At 68.8% G+C, this 18,988-nt stretch carries 18 protein-coding genes and 1 pseudogene; 5 read left to right on the top strand and 14 right to left on the bottom strand.

Annotated features, from left to right (window positions below; all coding sequences use genetic code 11):
* From ACXAID_RS08120 to ACXAID_RS08095, 6 genes and pseudogenes are all read right to left on the bottom strand, one after another.
* Positions 1-456, bottom strand: a pseudogene (locus ACXAID_RS08120) (hypothetical protein); the annotation flags it as partial.
* A 64-nt stretch (positions 457-520) separates the two neighbouring features.
* Entirely contained in the window at positions 521-784 is a 264-nt protein-coding gene (locus ACXAID_RS08115; RefSeq protein WP_475021684.1) for a hypothetical protein, read from the bottom strand.
* 5 nt (positions 785-789) lie between these two features.
* Positions 790-1,563, bottom strand: coding sequence for a hydrogenase maturation protease (locus ACXAID_RS08110; RefSeq protein ID WP_475021687.1), 774 nt, complete (start codon positions 1,561-1,563; stop codon positions 790-792).
* Positions 1,564-1,651: 88 nt separating this feature from the next.
* Positions 1,652-3,262 (bottom strand): nickel-dependent hydrogenase large subunit, encoded by a 1,611-nt coding sequence (locus tag ACXAID_RS08105; protein WP_475021683.1) that lies wholly within the window; start codon positions 3,260-3,262, stop codon positions 1,652-1,654.
* Positions 3,263-3,298: 36 nt separating this feature from the next.
* Positions 3,299-4,264, bottom strand: coding sequence for an NADH-quinone oxidoreductase subunit B family protein (locus ACXAID_RS08100; protein ID WP_475021682.1), 966 nt, complete (start codon positions 4,262-4,264; stop codon positions 3,299-3,301).
* 92 nt (positions 4,265-4,356) lie between these two features.
* A complete protein-coding gene (locus ACXAID_RS08095) occupies positions 4,357-4,917 on the bottom strand; it encodes a DUF1641 domain-containing protein (protein WP_475021681.1) in 561 nt (186 codons plus the stop codon).
* A 236-nt stretch (positions 4,918-5,153) separates the two neighbouring features.
* On the opposite strand from ACXAID_RS08095, the gene ACXAID_RS08090 reads away from it, so the two are divergent.
* On the top strand, positions 5,154-6,215 hold the full coding sequence (locus tag ACXAID_RS08090; protein ID WP_475021680.1) for an AraC family transcriptional regulator: 1,062 nt from the start codon (positions 5,154-5,156) through the stop codon (positions 6,213-6,215).
* Positions 6,216-6,229: 14 nt separating this feature from the next.
* On the opposite strand, the gene hypE is transcribed toward ACXAID_RS08090, so the two are convergent.
* The 4 genes from hypE to hypF are packed head-to-tail and all read right to left on the bottom strand — an operon-like array spanning position 6,230 to position 11,031.
* Positions 6,230-7,312: a hydrogenase expression/formation protein HypE gene (gene hypE, locus ACXAID_RS08085; protein WP_475021679.1), complete on the bottom strand. Its 1,083-nt coding sequence runs from the start codon at positions 7,310-7,312 to the stop codon at positions 6,230-6,232.
* Positions 7,305-8,408, bottom strand: coding sequence for a hydrogenase formation protein HypD (hypD, locus tag ACXAID_RS08080; RefSeq protein ID WP_475021678.1), 1,104 nt, complete (start codon positions 8,406-8,408; stop codon positions 7,305-7,307). Before hypD ends, hypE begins: the two co-directional genes overlap by 8 nt.
* Positions 8,405-8,704: a HypC/HybG/HupF family hydrogenase formation chaperone gene (locus ACXAID_RS08075; RefSeq protein ID WP_475021677.1), complete on the bottom strand. Its 300-nt coding sequence runs from the start codon at positions 8,702-8,704 to the stop codon at positions 8,405-8,407. The genes hypD and ACXAID_RS08075 overlap by 4 nt, the downstream gene beginning before the upstream one ends.
* Entirely contained in the window at positions 8,677-11,031 is a 2,355-nt protein-coding gene (gene hypF, locus ACXAID_RS08070) for a carbamoyltransferase HypF (protein WP_475021676.1), read from the bottom strand. The genes ACXAID_RS08075 and hypF overlap by 28 nt, the downstream gene beginning before the upstream one ends.
* A 182-nt stretch (positions 11,032-11,213) precedes the next feature.
* On the opposite strand from hypF, the gene ACXAID_RS08065 reads away from it, so the two are divergent.
* Together ACXAID_RS08065 and hypB are read left to right on the top strand one after the other, a co-directional pair.
* Positions 11,214-11,588, top strand: a complete 375-nt coding sequence (locus ACXAID_RS08065; protein ID WP_475021675.1) for a hydrogenase maturation nickel metallochaperone HypA — start codon at positions 11,214-11,216, stop codon at positions 11,586-11,588.
* Positions 11,581-12,345 (top strand): hydrogenase nickel incorporation protein HypB, encoded by a 765-nt coding sequence (hypB, locus tag ACXAID_RS08060; RefSeq protein WP_475021674.1) that lies wholly within the window; start codon positions 11,581-11,583, stop codon positions 12,343-12,345. The genes ACXAID_RS08065 and hypB overlap by 8 nt, the downstream gene beginning before the upstream one ends.
* A 4-nt stretch (positions 12,346-12,349) precedes the next feature.
* Here the strand turns inward: hypB and aldR are convergent, their stop codons facing one another.
* Positions 12,350-12,865 carry an HTH-type transcriptional regulator AldR gene (gene aldR / locus ACXAID_RS08055; protein ID WP_475021673.1) on the bottom strand — a complete coding sequence of 172 codons (516 nt, stop codon included), beginning with the start codon at positions 12,863-12,865 and terminating at the stop codon, positions 12,350-12,352.
* 111 nt (positions 12,866-12,976) lie between these two features.
* Here aldR and ald point away from each other — a divergent pair, with 111 nt between their 5' ends.
* Positions 12,977-14,092 carry an alanine dehydrogenase gene (gene ald, locus ACXAID_RS08050; protein ID WP_475021672.1) on the top strand — a complete coding sequence of 372 codons (1,116 nt, stop codon included), beginning with the start codon at positions 12,977-12,979 and terminating at the stop codon, positions 14,090-14,092.
* Between the two features lie 17 nt (positions 14,093-14,109).
* Here the strand turns inward: ald and ACXAID_RS08045 are convergent, their stop codons facing one another.
* Positions 14,110-14,484 (bottom strand): YchJ family protein, encoded by a 375-nt coding sequence (locus ACXAID_RS08045; protein WP_475021671.1) that lies wholly within the window; start codon positions 14,482-14,484, stop codon positions 14,110-14,112.
* A gap of 46 nt (positions 14,485-14,530) precedes the next feature.
* On the opposite strand from ACXAID_RS08045, the gene ACXAID_RS08040 reads away from it, so the two are divergent.
* On the top strand, positions 14,531-15,088 hold the full coding sequence (locus ACXAID_RS08040) for a DUF4334 domain-containing protein (RefSeq protein WP_475021670.1): 558 nt from the start codon (positions 14,531-14,533) through the stop codon (positions 15,086-15,088).
* Positions 15,089-15,101: 13 nt separating this feature from the next.
* On the opposite strand, the gene ACXAID_RS08035 is transcribed toward ACXAID_RS08040, so the two are convergent.
* Positions 15,102-16,448 (bottom strand): M16 family metallopeptidase, encoded by a 1,347-nt coding sequence (locus ACXAID_RS08035; protein ID WP_475021669.1) that lies wholly within the window; start codon positions 16,446-16,448, stop codon positions 15,102-15,104.
* A complete protein-coding gene (locus ACXAID_RS08030; RefSeq protein WP_475021668.1) occupies positions 16,426-18,690 on the bottom strand; it encodes a polyribonucleotide nucleotidyltransferase in 2,265 nt (754 codons plus the stop codon). Before ACXAID_RS08030 ends, ACXAID_RS08035 begins: the two co-directional genes overlap by 23 nt.
* Positions 18,691-18,988 lie beyond the last annotated feature (298 nt).

Below are 18,988 nucleotides of genomic sequence, written 5' to 3'. Positions count from 1 at the left end.
GGCCGGGTCGCCGTCGTCCAGCGCGGCCGACGCCTGCGCGGCGAGCACGACGGCGGCCAGTTCACCGTCCAGTCCGGCCGCATCGGGCACGGTGTCGGCCCGGCCGAGTGCGAAGGACACCACGTCGACGAGCACACCGAACCCGCCCAGCGCGGCGCGCACGGCGGCCGGGTCCTCGGAGTCCGGGTCCAGCACGTAGCGGTTGTAGCGGGTCACCGGATCGGTGCCGCGCAGCGCCTGCAGTGCCGCGTCCCGATCGCCGGCCGACGCATGCCTGTGCGCGGCCATCGGCTCGGGCCAGACGTCGGGCAGCCGGCCGGACACCAGGGCGGTGCGCGCGGCTTCGGTGTCCGGGCCGGCGGGAACCAGCAGATAGCCGAGCGGAAGGCCGAAGGCGCCCAGCGGTTGCGGACGCACGACACCGCCGGCTCCGGCGTCGGAGACATCTTCGGGCACAGCGTCGTTCACGGCGCGCTCAGACGCCTCGTGGACGGTTTCGGTCACGGCCCTCCCACCAGATTCACCCCAGTAACGGTCCCCTCAGATCGCGCTCGGCGGCGCGCTTGATCAAGTTGGCTGCCAGTTCGGCCCGCCCACGGGTGCGGTGGGTGTTGATGCGTTTGCGCACGACGCCGTCGTCGAACACGACGGCGATGTCGACGGCCCACTGACCACGCTCGTAGACCACCACGGTGTCCACCGCCCTGGCCTCGTCGGCGGAACTGTCGCTGCGGACCACCGTGGGCGGCCTGCCTTCCGGGAACGGGGCGTCGCATTCACACATCGCGATCACCGGCCTTTCCCCTCGTTGTCGCCGACAGGGATACGCAGTGCTGCCTGTTCATCGTCCCAGAATGCACGAAAAACGCCGCGAAGTAAGGTCTCCCTAAGTAGCTCTGCGACCAGCACAGACCGGTCGCCGGCCGGATTGCGCTGCTTGAGCAGCAGGCCTCCGCTGCGCGGCCCGCGCAGCGGGATCAGCCAGAATGCGCCGTCGCGCAGCACCGCGGCCACGGCATCCGACGGGAAACGCGCGGCGGCCAGCTCGGCGTCGAGGCGCAGATATCCGTCGGCGGTGAACTCGACGGTCGCCTCGGCGCGCGCGGCGGGCCGCAGCGGTGCCAGGAAGTCGCGCTCGACGATGCCGATGACCTGTTCCATCGCCGCGGCCACCGGCTCGGACAGCTCGGCACCCAGCTCCACCCCGGCGGCCTCCACCAGAAACACCGTGATGTCGGTCGGGCAGTCCTCGCCCAGCGCCCAGCGCGCGAAGGCGATCGCGTGGTCCCACCGGAAGGAGTGGGTGTGCAGCCCCTGCAGCGGCGGCAGTTCGGCGAACTCCTCGCCGGGAACCCGGAAGACCGTGCCCGGCGCCGTCCCCGTCGCGGCCGCGTCGATGATGACCACCCTTGCGGCCCCGCGCATCTGGAACGCCACATCCATGCCCGCGGTGCCGCCGTCGACCAGCTTTGCGCCCTCGGGAACCCCACGTTCCCAAAGATGGCGCACCAGGACCGGTCCCACGCCGTCGTCGCCGCGCAGCAGATTGCCGCAGCCGATCACCACGACGTCGCAACCCGGCGGCTCCAGCGCTGCCGCCGGGTTGCCGGGCGTGGTGCCGACCCCTGTCCCGGTGTCTGTCGAACGCAGGTCACACCATCCCGTTGATCACGAACTTGTTCAACTCGCGTCCGGTCTTGCCGTCATAGGCGTGCACGGTGCACACCAGGCACGAGTCGAAGCTGCGGGCCACGTGACCGAGCTCGACCGGGTCCTCGGCGTCGACGATGGGCGAGCCCACCAGCGCCCGTTCGATGGGGCCCAGCACCTCGGAGCCGTCGCGGGGCCCGATGTTCCACGCAGTGGGGGTCACCACCTGGTAGTTCTTGATCTTAGAGTCCTCGATGACGATCCAGTCGCTCAGTGCGCCGCGGGCCGCCTCGGTGGAACCGAACCCCTTGCCTTCGGCGTATTCGGTCGGCTTGGTGTAGAAGCTGTCCTTGAGCTCGAGTGCGTCGAGCCACTGCCGCGCCCACTTGTAGTACTTGGGGGCCTCGTGCATGCGGGCGAGCTGACGCACCATCACCGACGGGCCGATGGTGTTGTAGATGTCGCCGAACAACGGATCGTTGTCCTGGTGCGCGGCGGCGTTGGGACCCGCGGCGGCCATCCGGCGGGCCAGTGGACCGGCTTCGAGCGGGATGTTGCCCAGGTCGCCGACGGCGTACCGCGGGGACTTGGCCCAGCTGTACTTGCCCTCCTTGCGGCCCTGTTCGGGGTCGATCGGGATGGTCTCGCCGTCGAACGGATGCAGCGGGCGATCGCCCTGATAGAACGAATGGGTGACGTCTTCGCGGACGTTGGCCTGATCGAACTCGTAGTAGTTCCCGTCGGCGAACACCCCGGAACGACCGATCAGCGCTGCGTTGCGCCCGTCGATGGTCGGATTCTCGTAGAGCGCCGGATCGAAGTAGGTACCGGTGGCCAGGTAGTTGCCGACGCCCTGGCCGTACTTGTCCAGCCCGACGTCGAGGCAGTAGCGGATGAAGAATCCGCAGTCACTGTTGTACTGGGCCTCGTTCTCGTCCACCCAGGCCAGCACGTCGTTCCAGGTCTTGTTCTCCAGCCAGCGGTCCACCGAGCAGCCCAGCCACTGGCCCTCCAGCCAGGCATCGTTCCAGTGCTCGAGGACCGCGATCGCCCGGGTGACGTCCGACAGCGTCGGCGCGCACATCACCCCGCCGGGCACCATGAAGCTCGAGTGCGGCCACTGCCCGCCGAAGATCGCGTAGACCTCCACGGGTTTACCCGAAAGCACCACGCCGGGTTGGTAACTGGTGCCGACATAGGGCGCGAAGCGGCGCACCGCCTCGTCGTAGAGCGACGACTTCGCGTAGTTCTTGTTGGTCAGGTCGATGGCGAACAGCGCGTAGAAGTAGCGCGGGATCGACTGCAACGTCTCGCAGGCCTGGCAGATGTTGCGCACCAGGGTCGCGTTGGGCGGCATGTGGGTGCGCCACGCGGTGTCGAGCGCGTAGGCCGACTTGTACAGATGGCTACCCCCGCAGATGCCGCAGATCCGGGGGCAGACCACCAGACCCGACTGCGGGTCCTTGCCGCGCAGGATGATCTCGAAGCCGCGGAACATCGCCGCCTCGGTCCACGCGGAGGTCACGACACCGTCGTCGATGGTGACGCGGACGTCGAGGTCGCCTTCGACCCGGCCCAGCGGGCTGACGAAGAGATCGAGCTGATCGGTCATGCCAGGAGTCCCTTTCGTTTCTAGTTTCGTCGGGCCTCAGACCACGAACATGTCTTCTTTGGACCACTGCGGTGCGGCGATGCGCGCCGCCGCCGCCAGGCCCATGTAGGTGAGGTGATCGGTCCCCTCGGGCACTTCCTTGGGGATCATGCCGCTGACCTTCTGCGTCTTGAACAGCGTTCCGGGGGCCAGGTCGAAATGCGGGAACTCGGGCTCGGTGCAGCCCAGGCACGGCATGCCGGCCCGGGTCTTGCTGCTCTGGCGGTTCCACAGGATCCGGTTGCACGGTGAGTGGGTCATCGGGCCACGGCAGCCGAACTCGTAGAACAGGCAACCGGTTCGGGTGCCCTCGCCGAACGACATGGTGGACTGCTTGTACTCGAAGAACTGGACTCGGGTGCAGCCGGTCTGGGTGAAAGTCTTGAAGAACGTCTCGGGCCGGTGCAGGTCGTCGAGGGTGATGTCGCCGGCCCGGCCGGTGGCCAGTGCGACGAGGATCTGGGTGATCCAGTCCGGGTGCGCCGGGCATCCGGGCACGTTGATCACCGGCAGCCCCATCTTGGAGCGGAAGTCCGGGCCCAGGAAGCCGCCCTTCTCCCGCTTGTGGAACTGCAGGCCGGTCGAGCCCGACGGGTTGGGCTCCATCGCGGGAATGCCTCCCCAGCAGGCACAGTCGCCGATCGCCACGACGATCTGCGCGGCGGCGGCCAGGTCGGTGACCCAGTCCTTCATCGGCCGGTCGGCGAACATGTCGGCGCGGCCGCCGTAGGCCTCCATCACGGTGCCCTCGAAGACGAAGATGTCGAGCGGCCGCTCTCCGTTGGCGCAGTCCCAGAAGACCTTCTGGGCGTTCTTGCCCAGCTCCAGGCCCAGCGAGGGATGCCACACCAGATCGAGCCCGAAGTCGACGATCAGATCGACGACGTTGGGCTCGTCGGCGTTGAGAAACGACATCGTGTTGCCACTGCACGCTCCACCCTGGAACCAGAGCACCGATGCCATGGAGACTCCTCTCGACTCACCGGAACCATCAGCCCCGGTGCGATTGTGCTGTGAATTCTGTTGTCATCTGGTCACTTCCGTGACCAGATCGCTCAGACCTTGCGGCCGAACGCCCGCAAGACCTCGACGAGATAGGACACGCCGCGGGTCACGTCGGGGTCTTTGGCGGCACCGCGCAGCGTCTTCCACAGACCACGCAGGCCACGGGGGGCGGCGGGGGCGGTCTGCCGGGCCGAGACCAGCGCATCCCCCAGCGCGGCCACCACTTCGGCGCCCTGCGGGTCGGTCAGCGACGAGTTCATCAGGGTGTTGATGGCCGGGGTCGCCTTGACCAGACCACCGGAGAGCACCGCCAGGCTGGCCGACAGCTGCTGCAGGTCGACGTCGCGCAGGGCAGCCAGCGCGGGGATCTGCTCGGAGGACCCGCTGAGCTCACCCCAGGCCGAGGTCAGGTTTGCGGTGATGTCGTCGCCGCGGCGCACGAAACCGTCCAGACCACTGACCAGCACGGCCAGCAGGTCGGCGTGGTCGAGCAACGTGGTCAGCGCTTCGGCGACGCGCGGATCGTCGAGCCGGTCGCGCACCGCGTCGGCAGGTCCGGCGCCGTTCACCGAATCCAGGACCGAAGACGTTGCCTGACCGGTGGCGCCCATCCGAAACCTCCCGAGGCGGGACTCCCTGCAGCGCGGGGAATGTGGCTGATGAACCCAACGTACTGCGTGGCCGCCGCCCTGCCTATCGGTTTCGCGCAACAGCTATCAGGATTGCGCAGATCTGGTTACGCTGAAGCGAGCCCGTCAACCAGGAGCCTTGCCTTGCCGTCACGAATTCGGTTCTGCACCAGGAAAGTTAGGCTTTCCTATGCTCCGGCGCCGGCACGGACCTCCTGATGTCCCGGTTGACCCGGCTGGGCTACATCGACATCCGCCGCACCAGTGATCCGGTGCGGCGCAAGGTGCGTTCCCGGGGTGTGCCACCGGCGCTGGCGGCGCACGAGATCTTCTACACCGAGGACATCAGCAAAGCCACCCGCCTGCTCGGGAAGGCCCTGACACCGCTGACGCTGACCGTCGATGCGGCCGACACGGACGGTTTCGCTGCCACGATGCACGGGGTGCGGCTGCGCAACGTCAGCATGCTCTACCTCGACCTGCACGTTGCTGCGACGATCGACATCCCCGAATCCGGCCGCTACTACGCGGTACACATGCCCATGAACGGCGTTGCCACCGTGGCGCATCCGGCGGTGACCTTTCAGGCCAACACGATGCGCTCGCTGGTTTCCAGCCCGGGCGCGCCGCTGCGGATCGAGTTGGGTGTCGACACCCCGCAGCTGCTGATCAGAATCGAAGCGCAAGCCATGGCCGCTCACGTCACCCGGCTGATCGGGCGCAACCTGGTCAAGCCCCTGGTGTTCGATCCCGACTTCGACCTGGCGACCGAGGCCGCGATGCGCTGGCATGCCGCGGTGCAGCTGGTGCACACCGAGGTGTACCACGCGGGCTCACTGATCCAGAGCGGTCGCGGTATCAGTTCGGTCGAGGAACTCGTCATGAGCAGTCTGTTGTACCTGCAACCGTCGAACTACCACGCCGACATCACCCAGCCGGTGTCGGCGGATCCCCGCCGCACCGTGATCCAGCAGGCGATGGACTTCATCGACGATCACCTCGCCGAGCGGATCACGATGGAGGCGCTGGCCGGCGCGGTGCACATGAGCGTGCGATCCATCCAGCAGGGCTTCCGCTCCGAACTGGGGATGTCGCCGATGGCGTTCGTCCGGGAGCGCCGGCTGGAGCGGGTGCACGAGGAACTCACCGATGCCATCCCCGCCGACGGCGTCACCGTGACCGCGGTGGCCGAGCGGTGGGGCTTCCATCATCTCGGCAGCTTCGCCGTGGAGTACCGCAAGCGCTGGGGCGAGGCACCGTCGGAGACACTGCGGCGCTGACGAGCGTCGCCGACTCAGCAGATCCTGGGCAGCTGCTCCCCCAACTCGCGTTCCACCACCCGCGTGGTCCCGAAGGCGGTGCGCGCCACCGCCATGCCGGGGTGTTCGGCGACCACCCGCCCGATCACCGCCGCGCCGGCGCCGTCGGAACGGGCCCGCATCGCGTCGAGCACCGCGTCGGCGTGGTCGGGTTCGACGAAGGCGACGAGCTTTCCCTCGTTGGCGACCTGCAGCGGGTCGAGCCCGAGGAACGAGCAGGCCGAGGCCACCGTCTCGGGCACCGGCACCGCGGCCTCGTCGATCTCGACTCCCACCGAGGCCGCCCGGGCGATCTCGACCACCGACGCCACCAGGCCGCCACGGGTCGGGTCACGCAGCGCGTGCACCGCCCCGAGGTCGCCGGAGTCCGCGGCCGCCGCCAGCATGGCCGCGACCAGCGCGTGCAGCGGGGCGCTGTCGGTGGTCACCACGGTGCCGAAGTCGATTCCCTCCCGCACGCTCAGGATCGCGACCCCGTGCTCACCGATCGCCCCGGACACGATCATCACGTCGCCTGGACGGGCCCGCTGCGGTGCGATGTCGACGCCGTCGGGAACCACGCCGACCCCGGCGGTGTTGACGAAAAGCTGGTCGGCGCTGCCTTTCCCGACGACCTTGGTGTCGCCGGTCACGATGGACACGCCGGCCTCGGCGGCGGCCCGCCCCATCGTGGTGGCGACCGCACCGAGCACGTCGAGTTCGAGGCCCTCTTCGAGAATGAATCCGGCGGTCAGCCCCAGCGGCTGGGCACCGCTGCAGGCGAGGTCGTTGATCGTGCCGTGGACGGCCAGGTGACCGATGTTGCCGCCGGGGAAGAACAGCGGCTGCACGACATAGGAGTCGGTGGTCAGCGCGATACGGCCGGACCCGGCGTCGAGCAGCGCCGAATCCCGTCCGGGAGCGCCGGCCGACCCGAACGCCGGCAGGAACAGGTTCTCGATGAGCTCTTCGGACAGCACTCCCCCGCCGCCGTGCCCCATGACCACCCGGCGGGTTTCGCGCAGCGGCAGCGGGCACACCCAGTCGGCGGGGTCGACGGTGACCGGCACCTCAGGCATGCGCAGGCATTTCCAACCGCCGGAACTGGTAGTAGGCGGCACACGCGCCTTCGCTGGAGACCATCGTCGCGCCCAGCGGAGTCCGCGGCGTGCACGCCCGGCCGAATGCGGGGCATTCGTTGGGTTTGAGCAGCCCCTGCAGCACCTCGCCGCTGTGGCACTGCGAGGACTCGGCCACCTGCAGATCACCGACGCCGAACCGGCGCTCGGCGTCGAACTGGGCATACCGCGGCGACAGCGTCCAGCCCGACTTCGGGATCAGCCCGATCCCCCGCCACTGCCGGTCGGTCACCGCGAAGACGTCGGCCAGGGTCTGCTGCGCGACGACGTTGCCCTCGGCGCTCACCGCGCGGGGGTAGGCGTTGCGCAGCTGCGGTGTTCCGGCCTCCAGCAGGTCCACCACCTGACGGACGCCTTCGAGAAGGTCGAGCGGTTCGAAACCGGTGACCACGATGGGCACTCCGAATTCGTCGACCAGCGGACCGTATTCGCCGGTACCCATCACCGAGCAGACGTGTCCGGCCGCCAGGAAACCCTCGACGCGGTTGGTCGGCGCCGACAGGATCGCCGTCATCGCCGGCGGGACCAGCACATGGGACACCAGCATGGAGAAGTTGGTCAGGCCGAGTCGCTGCGCGTGCAACACCGCCATCGCGTTGGCCGGTGCGGTCGTCTCGAACCCCACCCCGAAGAAGACCACCTCCTTGTCGGGGTTCTCGGCCGCGATCCGGGTGGCGTCCAGCGGCGAGTACACGATGCGCACGTCGCCGCCGCGGGCCCGTACCCCGAACAGATCACGCCGGCTGCCGGGGACCCGCAGCATGTCACCGAACGAACAGAAGACGACGTCCTGGCGGGCGGCGATCTCCAGGGCGCGGTCGATCATCTCCAACGGGGTCACACACACCGGGCAGCCCGGGCCGTGGATGAACTCGACGGCCCCGTCGAGGAGCTGGTCGATGCCGTTGCGGATGATCGAATGGGTCTGTCCACCACAGACTTCCATGACCGTCCAGGGCCGGCTGGCGCGCCGGCGGATCGCCTCGACCAGGGATTTGGCCGCGGCAGGGTCACGGAACTCGTCGAGATACCTCATGCTGAGTCTCTTTTCACATCCGTCTGTGCGTCCCGCCGGTCCTGCGGCTGCTCTCCGGCCAGCTCCTCCTCGAGCACACCGAGATCGGCGAACATCTGCAGCGTCTCGTTCGCCGATGCCTCGTCCAACCGGGTGATCGCGAAACCCGCGTGCACGATCGTGTACTCACCCACCTCCATGTCCGGTAGGTAAGCCAGGCACACGGTCTTGGTCGTGCCGCCGAACTCGACGGTCGACATTCGCGTTCCCGCTTCGTCCCAGATCTCGATCACCTTGCCGGGAATCCCGAGGCACACCGGCCGCTCCTTTCCTGCGTGACGCACTCCGACAACACCGCCGCGGCGACCGCCGCCTGCCCGAGCGCGAGCCCTCCGTCATTGCACGGCACCACCCGGTGGGTCAGCACCTCCAAGCCCCGGCCGCGCAGTCCGGCCGCGACACCGGCCAGCAGCCGGCGGTTGGCGAACACTCCCCCGGACAGGCCCACCGTCGTGATTCCGGCGTTGCGGGCGGCAGCGACCGCCGCACACACCGTGGCGCGCACGACCGCGTCGTGGAAGGCCGCGGCCAGATCGGCGGGCTCGGCGCCACGGCGCAGCCCGCCGGTCAGCGCGACGATCACCGGCGCGGGGTCGAGCAGCCCGTCGCTGACGTCGAAATCGACTGCCGGCCAACCTCGCCCGGCGCGGGCCAGATGTTCCAGCTCGACGGCGGCCTGGCCTTCGTAGCTGACCTGCTGACACACTCCCAGCAGGCTGGACACCGCGTCGAAGAGCCGGCCCATGCTGGTGGTGGGCACACACCCGAGCTGGCGTTCCAACTGCTGGCTGACGATGTGCATGCCGGCGGCGCCCAGCGCCCGCACCGGTGGCAGGTCATCGGTGGCGGCCAGCCCGGCCCGGGCGATGAGGTCCAGCGCGATACGGGCCGGCTGACGGACCGCGCCGTCGCCGCCGGGCAGGGCGAACGGGGCGAGGTGACCGACCCGGGTGAACCGGCCCGGGTCGCCGACGGCCAGCAGCTCACCACCCCAGATGGTGCCGTCGGTGCCGTATCCGGTGCCGTCGTAGGTGACCGCGATCATGGGGTCGCCGAGCCGGCCGTGTTCGGCCAGCAGTGACACCGCGTGGGCGTGGTGGTGCTGCACCCCGAGCACTCGGCCGCCGCGGCGCTGCGCCCACCGGGTGGTCGCGTAGCCGGGGTGCAGATCGCAGGCGACGGCATCGGGGGCGGCGCCGGTCATGAACATCAGGTGCTCCACCGCGGCGGCGAAGCACTGCTGGGTTCTGGGGTCGGCCATGTCGCCCAGGTGAGAGGACAGGTGCGCCCAACCGTCCGGGCCGGCCAGCGCGAAGGTGGTCTTCAGATCTCCACCGGTGGCCAGCACCGAGGGCGAACCGTCGGCGAGGCTGCCGATCCGCACCGGCAGCGGTGCGTAACCACGGGACCGTCGCAACGGCAGCTCGTTTCCGTCGTCGTCGACGGCCACCACGGAGTCCTCACACGGCACGTGGATCGCCCGGTCGTGGGTCAGCACCGCGTCGGCCAGGCCGTCGATCCAGCCGAGGTCGTCGTCGCGGAACACGATCGGTGAACCGCCCTGGTTGGCCGAGGTCATCACCAGCGGGACGGCGCCCAGCTCGGCGAAGAGCAGGTGGTGCACCGGCGAGTACGCCACCATCACTCCGAGGTCGGCCAGGCCCGGCGCCACCAGCGCGCTCACCGCTGCCGGCCGGGCCGGCATCAGCACGATCGGCGCACTGGGCGCACTCAGCGAGCGGGCCGCGGCGGCGTCGACGTCGGCGATCCGTCCGGCCGCCTCCAGATCGGCGGTCATCACGGCGAAGGGTTTGGCGGGCCGGTTCTTGCGCTGACGCAGCCGGGCCAGCACCTGGTCGTCGTCGGCCCGGCAGGCCAGGTGGTAGCCGCCGACCCCCTTCACGGCGACGATGAGGCCGTCCCGCAGCGCAGCGGCGGCCGCGGCCAGCGGCGCACCCCCGCCGGGTCCGTGCCAGCTCAATGTCGGCCCGCAGTCCGGGCAGGCGATGGTCTGGGCGTGGTAGCGGCGGTCGGCGGGGTCGCGGTATTCCGCGGCGCAGGCGGCGCACATCGCGAAACCGGCCATCGTGGTGGCCGGCCGGTCGTAGGGCAGATCGGTGATGACGGTGTAGCGCGGTCCGCAGTTCGTGCACGTGATGAACGGGTGCAGGTAGCGGCGGTCACCGGGGTCGAAGAGTTCGGTCAGACAGTCGGGGCAGGTGGCCAGGTCGGGCGGTACCAGTGCGCGCCCGGCGGCCGGGTCGGCGTCGCTGGTGACGATCGCGAACGCGGTGTCGCCGAGCGCCGTGGTGGACCCGACGTCCATCGCGTCGATGCGCGCCAACGGCGGGGGCGCGGTGCGCAGCCGCGCCACCGCTGCCTCGACCCGGTCTCGGGGCCCCTCGAACTCACACCGCACCGCGCCGGTGTCGTTGAGCACGAAGCCGCCCAGGCCACAGTCGGCGGCGATGCGGGCCACGGCGGGACGGAATCCCACCCCCTGGACCACCCCGGTGATACGCAGCCGAACGCGAACGGTGTCAGCGTCTGGGGCCGCACCGCCGTCCTCGGCATATGCGCTCATCGGGCGCGGGTCTCCTCAGCTCTGCGTCAGTGGGCTGTCGACACAGATCGGTGCGACCCAGGCTAGCGCTCTTGCATCGGGCCAACAATCGCAATCTGGCACAGAGGTTTGCGCATTTGCGTTGACCCTCGATCGTCCGTTGACCCTGCGCGGCCGGATCGCGCGGGACTACGCTCTCGGGTGTGCACGAGTTGTCGCTGTGTCACGCGATCGCCGGGGTGGTGAGCTCGCATGCGGCCGGGCGTCCGGTCGACGTCGTGCGGGTTCGGGTCGGCGCGCTGCGCCAGGTGGTCACCGACTCGCTGGAGTTCTGCTGGACCATCGTGCGCGAACACGAGGGCCTCGGCGACGCCGAGCTGCAGATCGAGGCGGTGCCCGCCGTCGTCGAATGCAGCGCCTGTGCAGCGCAGTCCGAGATCACCTCCCGGTTCTCGGTCTGCTGCCCGGCGTGCAACAGCGGCGCGGTGACCGTACTGCGTGGTGAGGAGTTCCTGGTGACCTCGATCGACGTCCGAAACCACGACGAAGCCGTCGAACACGGGGCCGGCCGTGGGTAGGTTCCACCGCCACGACGACGGCACGGTCCACGAGCACGAGCACGAGCACGGCGATCATGACCATGGCGACCACAGCGGCTATCGCACCGCCACCGAACGGGTGGAGGTGCTCGAGGCCATCTTCTCCGAGAACGACGTGCGCGCCTCGGTGAATCGTGACGCTTTCGAGGCCAACGGAATTCGCGCACTGAACTTGATGAGTTCGCCGGGCTCGGGCAAGACCACGGTGCTGGCCGCCACCCTCGACGAACTGGCCGGCGACTTCGCCGTCGGGGTGGTCGAAGGCGACATCGCCACCGACCTGGACGCGGCGCGACTCACCGGCCGCGGCGCGCAGATCTCACTGCTGAACACCGACAACGGCTTCGGCGGTGAGTGTCACCTCGATGCCCCGATGGTCAACCGCGCCCTGGCCGCACTGGACCTGCCCGCACTGGACCTGGTGATCATCGAGAACGTCGGGAATCTGGTCTGCCCGGCCGAGTTCGACGTCGGCGAGCATGCCAAGGCGATGGTGTACTCAATCACCGAGGGCGAGGACAAACCACTGAAGTACCCGGTGATGTTCCGCGCGGTCGACGTGGTGCTGCTCAACAAGATCGACCTGGCCCCCTACCTGGACGCCGACCTGGCCACCTATACCGAGCGGATCCGGCAGGTCAACCCGACGGCGACGGTGCTGCCGGTCAGCGCGCGCACCGGCGAGGGGATGGCCGACTGGTTCGCCTGGCTACGCGGCTTCGCCACCGGCGCCTGACCGTTCACGACAGCGGGGAGGCGCCGCGCAGATGCTCGAAAATCAGCGAGGTCTGGGTCCCTGCCACGTCGGAGTCGGCATTGAGGTTCTCGACGACGAAGGCGCGAAGGTCGTCGGTGTCGCGAGCCGCGACGTGCAGGATGAAGTCGTCGGACCCGGCCAGGAAGTACACCTCCATCACCTGGGGTTTGCGCCGGATCTGGCCGATGAAGTTGCGGATCTTCCCGCGGGCGTTGAACTGCAGACTGACCGAGATCATCGCCTGCAGGTTCAGCCCGATCGCCGCCGGGTCGATGTCGGCGTAGAAACCGCGGATCACCCCGATCTCCTGCAGGCGGCGCACCCGGCCGTGGCAGGTCGACGCGGCGATGCCGACGAGCTCGGCCAGCGCGCTGTTGGGCATGCGCGCGTCGGAGTGCAGCGCGGTCAGGATGCGCCGGTCGACATCATCGATGGAGGCGGCCCGAACATCCTTCGGCGGGCCCGGCGACCTCCGGCCCGTTTCAGCGTTTTCTTCCATGGATTAGCCACTTTATCGAATGATCATCATTGATATTGCGCATATTCCGATGGTTATTCACAATTTAACCAACTTCCTTTCGCGACTTCCTACCGACCACCAGGAGCGATCATGCGCGTTGGCATTCCGACCGAGATCAAGAACAACGAGTTCCGTGTCGCCATCACCCCGTCCGGCGTGGCCGAGCTGACGCGCCGCGGGCACGAGGTCCTCATCGAGTCCGGTGCGGGCGAGGGATCCTCGATCTCCGACGCCGACTTCAAGCGGGCCGGCGCCCAGATGATCAACGGTGCCGATCAGGTCTGGGCTGACGCCGATCTGCTGCTCAAGGTCAAGGAACCGATCGAGCCCGAGTACGCCCGCATGCGCAAGGGTCAGACCCTGTTCACCTACCTGCACCTGGCCGCGTCGCGGCCCTGCACCGATGCGCTGATGGCCTCGGGCACCACGTCGATCGCCTACGAGACGGTACAGACCGCCGACGGGTCATTGCCGCTGCTGGCCCCGATGAGCGAGGTCGCCGGACGGCTGTCGGCGCAGGTCGGCAGCTACCACCTGATGCGCACCCAGGGCGGACGCGGCGTACTGATGGGCGGGGTGCCCGGCGTCGCGCCTGCCGAGGTCGTCGTCATCGGCGGCGGCGTGGCCGGCTACAACGCCGCCCGCATCGCCCGGGGCATGGGTGCCCATGTCACCGTGTTCGACGTCAACGTCAACACACTGCGCAAGATCGACAACGAGTTCAACGGCGCCATGGAGACCCGCTATTCGTCGGCGCTCGACCTCGAGGACGCGGTCAAGGAAGCCGACCTGGTCATCGGCGCCGTGCTGGTGCCGGGCGCCAAGGCGCCCAAGTTGGTCACGAATTCGACTGTTGCGCAGATGAAGTCGGGCGCCGTGCTGGTCGATATCGCGATCGACCAGGGCGGCTGCTTCGAGGACTCCCGGCCCACCACCCACGACGATCCGACCTTCGCGGTGCACGACACGGTGTTCTACTGCGTGGCCAACATGCCGGGATCGGTGCCGCGCACCTCGACCTACGCCCTGACCAACGCGACGATGCCGTATGTACTCAAACTGGCCGAGAAGGGCTGGCAGGACGCCTGCCGTGCGGATGGCGCGCTGGCCAAGGGGCTGTCCACCCACGAGGGCGCCCTGCTGTCCGAACAGGTCGCCGCCGATCTGGACCTGCCCTTCACCGATCCGGCGGGCGCGCTGGCCTGACCGCGGGGCGGGTGCCGCTAGTCGTAGATGTCACCGTCGAGGTAGAACCAGCGCCCGGCACGCCGGGCGAACCGGGAGCGCTCGTGCAGCACCCCGGCGCGGTGCCGGGCACGGAACTCCACTTCGCCGGTGTCGTCGTCGGGGCCTCCCCCTGCCTGGTCGAGGATCTCCAGCCGCTGCCAGGTCACCGCACCCGCGGAGACCTCGTCGGGTCGGGTGCGCGGATGCCAGGTGCGCCAGACGTAGTCGGTGTCACCGGCGACGTAGCCGCTGTAGCGCGAGCGCATCAGTTCCGCGGCGGTCTGCGCCTGTCGTTCGCCGAGATGCAGTGGTCGACAACAGTCGCCGAACACCGCGCCACTTCCGCAGGGGCAGGGGGCATCGGAGCGCATGGGAACAGTGTGCCCCACTTGACGCGTGTCAAGTATCCTCGGTGTCATGCTCGCGCTCACCGATGTCCTTCCCGACGCCCCGACCACCACCGATGCGGCTCTGGCACTGTTCGACTCGTTGCCCGCGGTCGAGCCCGACGACATGATCGGGACCTGGCACGGTGCGGAGCTGCCGACCGCACATCCGCTCGACGGCATGCTGGCCGCCAGTGGGTGGTGGGGCAAGCGGTTCGGCGACGCCGAGACCGTGGATCCCCTGCTGTTCCGCACCGCCGACGGCCACGCACTGTGGGCACTGAACCCCGCGCTGGCGTTCGGCGGGCTCGGTCTGGTGACCAGAGTCCCGGCTCTGAAGAGCAGGAACTTCGCCGGCGCCATCGCCACCCTGCGGCCCGTGCTGGCGGCGCGGGGCCCCAAGGCCCGACTGCGCACCACCCGCTACCGGGGCGTGGACACCGCGACGATGATCTACGACCAGCTGCCCGTCAACGACGTGTTCCGCCGCATCGACGACGACACACTGCTGGGCGCAATGGATCTGCGCGGCGTCACCGAGCCGTACTTCTTCGTCCTGCACCGCGACGAGTCACTACCGGTCGGGTAGCTCGCCGGCCACCCTAGCTCGGGATGGTCTGCAACGGCCGGGGCAGCGACCGCTTGGTCCGCACCGGGCCGAGCACCGCAGCTCCGAACGAGCGTGTGAGCAGTTGCCGTGCAACGGCGTTGACCTCCTCGAGGGTCACCGCCTCGATCTTGGAGAGGGTTTCGGCGATGCTGCGGTGGGTGCCGTAGTTGAGCTCGCTGCGCCCCATGCGGTGCATCCGCGAGCCGGAATCCTCCAGTCCGAGCACCAGCCCACCGCGCAGCGAGCCCTTGGCGATGCGGCACTCCTGCGCGGTGATGCCGTCGCGCGCGACGTCGGCCAGTACGTCGGTGGTCACCCGCACCACTTCGTCGAACCGCTCGGGCTGGCACCCGGCGTAGATGGACAGCGCACCGCTGTCGGCGAACGTGTCCACCGTCGAGTACACCGAGTAGGCCAGCCCACGGTTCTCGCGAACCTGCTGGAACAGCCGCGAACTCAGGCCGCCGCCGAGAGCGGTGTTGAGCACCGACAAGGCCCAGCGGTGGTCCCAGTGCCGTCCCGGGGTGCGCACACCCAACGACAGGTGGGTCTGTTCGGCGTCGCGGCGAACCAGCTGCAGCGACGGACGTCCGGGCACCCGCCCGGCACCCTTGCGGGGCGGCACCGGGTTCCGGCCACGGACCAGCCGCGGGCCGAAGTGCTCCCGGACCAGCGCCACGACCTCGTCGTGGTCGATGTTGCCCGCCACCGCGACGACCATTCGGTCGGGTGTGTAGCGGCGCAGGTGAAAGGAGTGCAGCTGGTCTCGGCTCATCGACGCGACGGATTCCACACTGCCGATCACCGGCCGGCCCACCGGGTGCTCGCCGAACATCGCGGTGAGGAACACGTCGCCGAGGGTGTCCTCCGGGTCGTCGTCGCGCATGGCGATCTCCTCGAGCACCACATCGCGCTCGACCTCGACATCGTGCGCCTCACACCGCCCCTTCAGCACCACGTCGGCGACCAGGTCGACGGCGAGCTCGAGATCGGAGTCGAGCACGTGCGCGTAGTAGCAGGTGTGCTCACGGGCGGTGAACGCGTTCAGTTCCCCGCCGACGGCGTCGACGGCCTGCGCGATCTGCACCGCGCTACGCGTCGGGGTCGCCTTGAACAGCAGGTGTTCCAGGAAGTGGGCCGCACCGGCGACGGTGCGGCCCTCGTCCCTGGATCCGACACCGACCCACACCCCGACCGAGGCCGAATGCACCGACGGAATGTGCTCGGTGACCACCCGAAGGCCACCGGGCAACTCCGTGCGGCGCACCGCGTGGGTGGTGTCCTGACTGCGCCGCCCGCGGCGCAGCGATCCCGACTCAGCTGCTGGCGGTCGCGGCATCAACGGGAACGTCAGCAGGGCTGTCCGTCTTGTCCGAATCCTCGTCGACGAGAACCAGCGAGATCTTGCCCCGGTTGTCGATGTCGGCGATCTCGACGCGCATCTTGTCGCCGACCTTGGCTACATCCTCCACCTTGGCGATCCGCTTGCCGCGGCCCAGCTTGGAGATGTGCACCAGCCCGTCGCGGCCCGGCAACAGGGAAACGAAGGCTCCGAAATCAGTGGTCTTCACCACCGTGCCGAGGAACCGCTCACCGACCTTGGGCAGCTGCGGGTTGGCGATGGCGTTGATCTTGTCGATCGCGGCCTGCGCGGAGAGCCCGTCGGCGGCGCCGACGAACACGGTGCCGTCGTCCTCGATCGAGATCTGGGCCCCGGTCTCCTCGGTGATCGAGTTGATCATCTTGCCCTTGGGCCCGATGACCTCGCCGATCTTGTCGACCGGCACCTTGATCGTGGTGATCCGCGGGGCGTAGGGGCTCATCTCGTCGGGCGCGTCAATGGCCTCGGCCATCACCTCGAGGATGGTGATCCGGGCGTCCTTGGCCTGCGCCAGCGCACTGGCCAGCACCTGCGACGGGATGCCGTCGAGCTTGGTGTCGAGCTGCAGTGCGGTGACGAAGTCCTTGGTGCCGGCGCACTTGAAGTCCATGTCGCCGAACGCATCCTCGGCGCCGAGGATGTCGGTCAGCGTGACGAAGCGGCGCTCGGTCTTGCCATCGATGTCGACGTCGTCGGACACCAGGCCCATCGCGATGCCCGCGACCGGCGCCTTCAGCGGCACACCGGCGTTGAGCAGCGACAGGGTCGACGCGCAGACAGAGCCCATCGAGGTCGAACCGTTGGAACCGAGCGCCTCGGAGACCTGCCGGATGGCGTAGGGGAACTCTTCGACGCTGGGCAGCACCGGCATCAGCGCACGCTCGGCCAGCGCGCCGTGGCCGATCTCGCGGCGCTTGGGCGAGCCGACCCGGCCGGTCTCACCGGTGGAGAACGGCGGGAAGTTGTAGTGGTGCATGTAACGCTTGCTGGTCTCGGGCCCCAGCGAGTCGATCTGCTGGGCCATCTTGATCATGTCCAGCGTGGTGACGCCCATGATCTGGGTCTCGCCGCGCTCGAACAGCGCGCTGCCGTGCGCCCGCGGGATCACAGCCACTTCTGCGCTCAACGCGCGGATGTCGGTGACACCGCGCCCGTCGATGCGGAAGTGGTCGGTCAGGATACGCTGCCGGACAAGCTTTTTGGTCAGTGACCGGAACGCTGCGCCGATCTCCTTCTCCCGGCCGGCGTACTGCTCGGCCAGCCGGTCGAGCACCTCGACCTTGATCTCGTCGGTGCGATCGTTGCGCTCGTTCTTGCCCGCGATCGTCAGCGCTTCGGACAGCACGTCGGTGGCCACCGAGGCGACGGAGTAGTAGACGTCCTCGCCGTACTCCGGGAACAGCGGATACTCGGCGGTCTCCTTGCCGGCCGCGCCGGCCAGTTCGGCCTGCGCATCGCAGAGCACCGAGATGAACGGCTTGGCCGCTTCCAGGCCCTCGGCCACCACGGCCTCGGTCGGCGCGCCCGCGCCGCCTGAGACCAGGTCGATCACGTTCTCGGTGGCCTCGGCCTCGACCATCATGATCGCGACATCGTCTTGTCCGGCGTCGCCTACTTTACGTCCGGCGACGACCATGTCGAACACCGCCCGCTCGAGCTGCTCGACGGTCGGGAACGCCACCCACTGGCCGTCGATCAGGGCCACCCGCACCCCACCGACCGGTCCGGAGAACGGCAGGCCGGAGATCTGGGTGGACGCCGACGCGGCGTTGATCGCCAGCACGTCGTAGAGATCCTTGGGATCCAGGCTCAGCACGGTCACCACGACCTGGATCTCGTTGCGCAGGCCGGACACGAACGACGGCCGCAGCGGCCGGTCGATCAGGCGGCAGGTCAGGATGGCGTCGGTGGACGGCCGGCCCTCGCGCCGGAAGAAGGAGCCGGGGATCCGGCCCGCTGCGTACATCCGCTCCTCGACGTCGATGGTGAGCGGGAAGAAGTCGAAATGGTCCTTGGGGTTCTTGCTGGCGGTGGTGGCGCTCAGCAGCATCGTTTCGTCGTCGAGGTAGGCGACGACAGCGCCGGCGGCCTGCTGGGCAAGCCGTCCGGTCTCGAAGCGGATGGTGCGGGAACCGTAGCTCCCGTTGTCGATCACGGCGGTTGATTCGAACACGCCTTCATCAATTTCTACGACAGACATAGACGTCCGTACGGCCTCTCTGGGGTCGATCATTCAACTGTTTCGCGTGAGCACGCGTGAGTTCCCGTCTCCGGTCAGCCCGGAAACAGCCCAAGCCCCGATGCGTCGACGGCCGTCGATCGAAGCGGCCGGAAGGTTCCCTCCGGCAGCCACTACCGAAGACCGCGCGATCGGCGGTTCTGTCGTGTCACGCGGGAACGATCCTGCGGATCTGCGGGGACCGCACCCGGTTGTTCGCGCCTACGGCAGCCGAACGCACCCATGGTACATCGCGGTACACCGCAAACCCCTAATCCCC

It is taken from the genome of Mycobacterium sp. ABE4_509 (genome assembly GCF_056160785.1).
This window is presented reverse-complemented; position numbering and strand designations above follow the sequence as displayed.

Coding starts and splice junctions, on each gene's coding strand:
- ACXAID_RS08095 (WP_475021681.1), bottom strand. CDS start 4,917: ATGGGCGCCACCGGTCAGGCAACGTCTTCGGTCCTGGATTCGGTGAAC.
- ACXAID_RS08030 (WP_475021668.1), bottom strand. CDS start 18,690: ATGTCTGTCGTAGAAATTGATGAAGGCGTGTTCGAATCAACCGCCGTG.
- ACXAID_RS08090 (WP_475021680.1), top strand. CDS start 5,154: ATGTCCCGGTTGACCCGGCTGGGCTACATCGACATCCGCCGCACCAGT.
- hypE (WP_475021679.1), bottom strand. CDS start 7,312: ATGCCTGAGGTGCCGGTCACCGTCGACCCCGCCGACTGGGTGTGCCCG.
- ACXAID_RS08035 (WP_475021669.1), bottom strand. CDS start 16,448: ATGCCGCGACCGCCAGCAGCTGAGTCGGGATCGCTGCGCCGCGGGCGG.
- ald (WP_475021672.1), top strand. CDS start 12,977: ATGCGCGTTGGCATTCCGACCGAGATCAAGAACAACGAGTTCCGTGTC.
- hypD (WP_475021678.1), bottom strand. CDS start 8,408: ATGAGGTATCTCGACGAGTTCCGTGACCCTGCCGCGGCCAAATCCCTG.
- hypF (WP_475021676.1), bottom strand. CDS start 11,031: ATGAGCGCATATGCCGAGGACGGCGGTGCGGCCCCAGACGCTGACACC.
- ACXAID_RS08105 (WP_475021683.1), bottom strand. CDS start 3,262: ATGACCGATCAGCTCGATCTCTTCGTCAGCCCGCTGGGCCGGGTCGAA.
- ACXAID_RS08115 (WP_475021684.1), bottom strand. CDS start 784: ATGTGTGAATGCGACGCCCCGTTCCCGGAAGGCAGGCCGCCCACGGTG.
- ACXAID_RS08040 (WP_475021670.1), top strand. CDS start 14,531: ATGCTCGCGCTCACCGATGTCCTTCCCGACGCCCCGACCACCACCGAT.
- aldR (WP_475021673.1), bottom strand. CDS start 12,865: ATGGAAGAAAACGCTGAAACGGGCCGGAGGTCGCCGGGCCCGCCGAAG.
- ACXAID_RS08100 (WP_475021682.1), bottom strand. CDS start 4,264: ATGGCATCGGTGCTCTGGTTCCAGGGTGGAGCGTGCAGTGGCAACACG.
- ACXAID_RS08045 (WP_475021671.1), bottom strand. CDS start 14,484: ATGCGCTCCGATGCCCCCTGCCCCTGCGGAAGTGGCGCGGTGTTCGGC.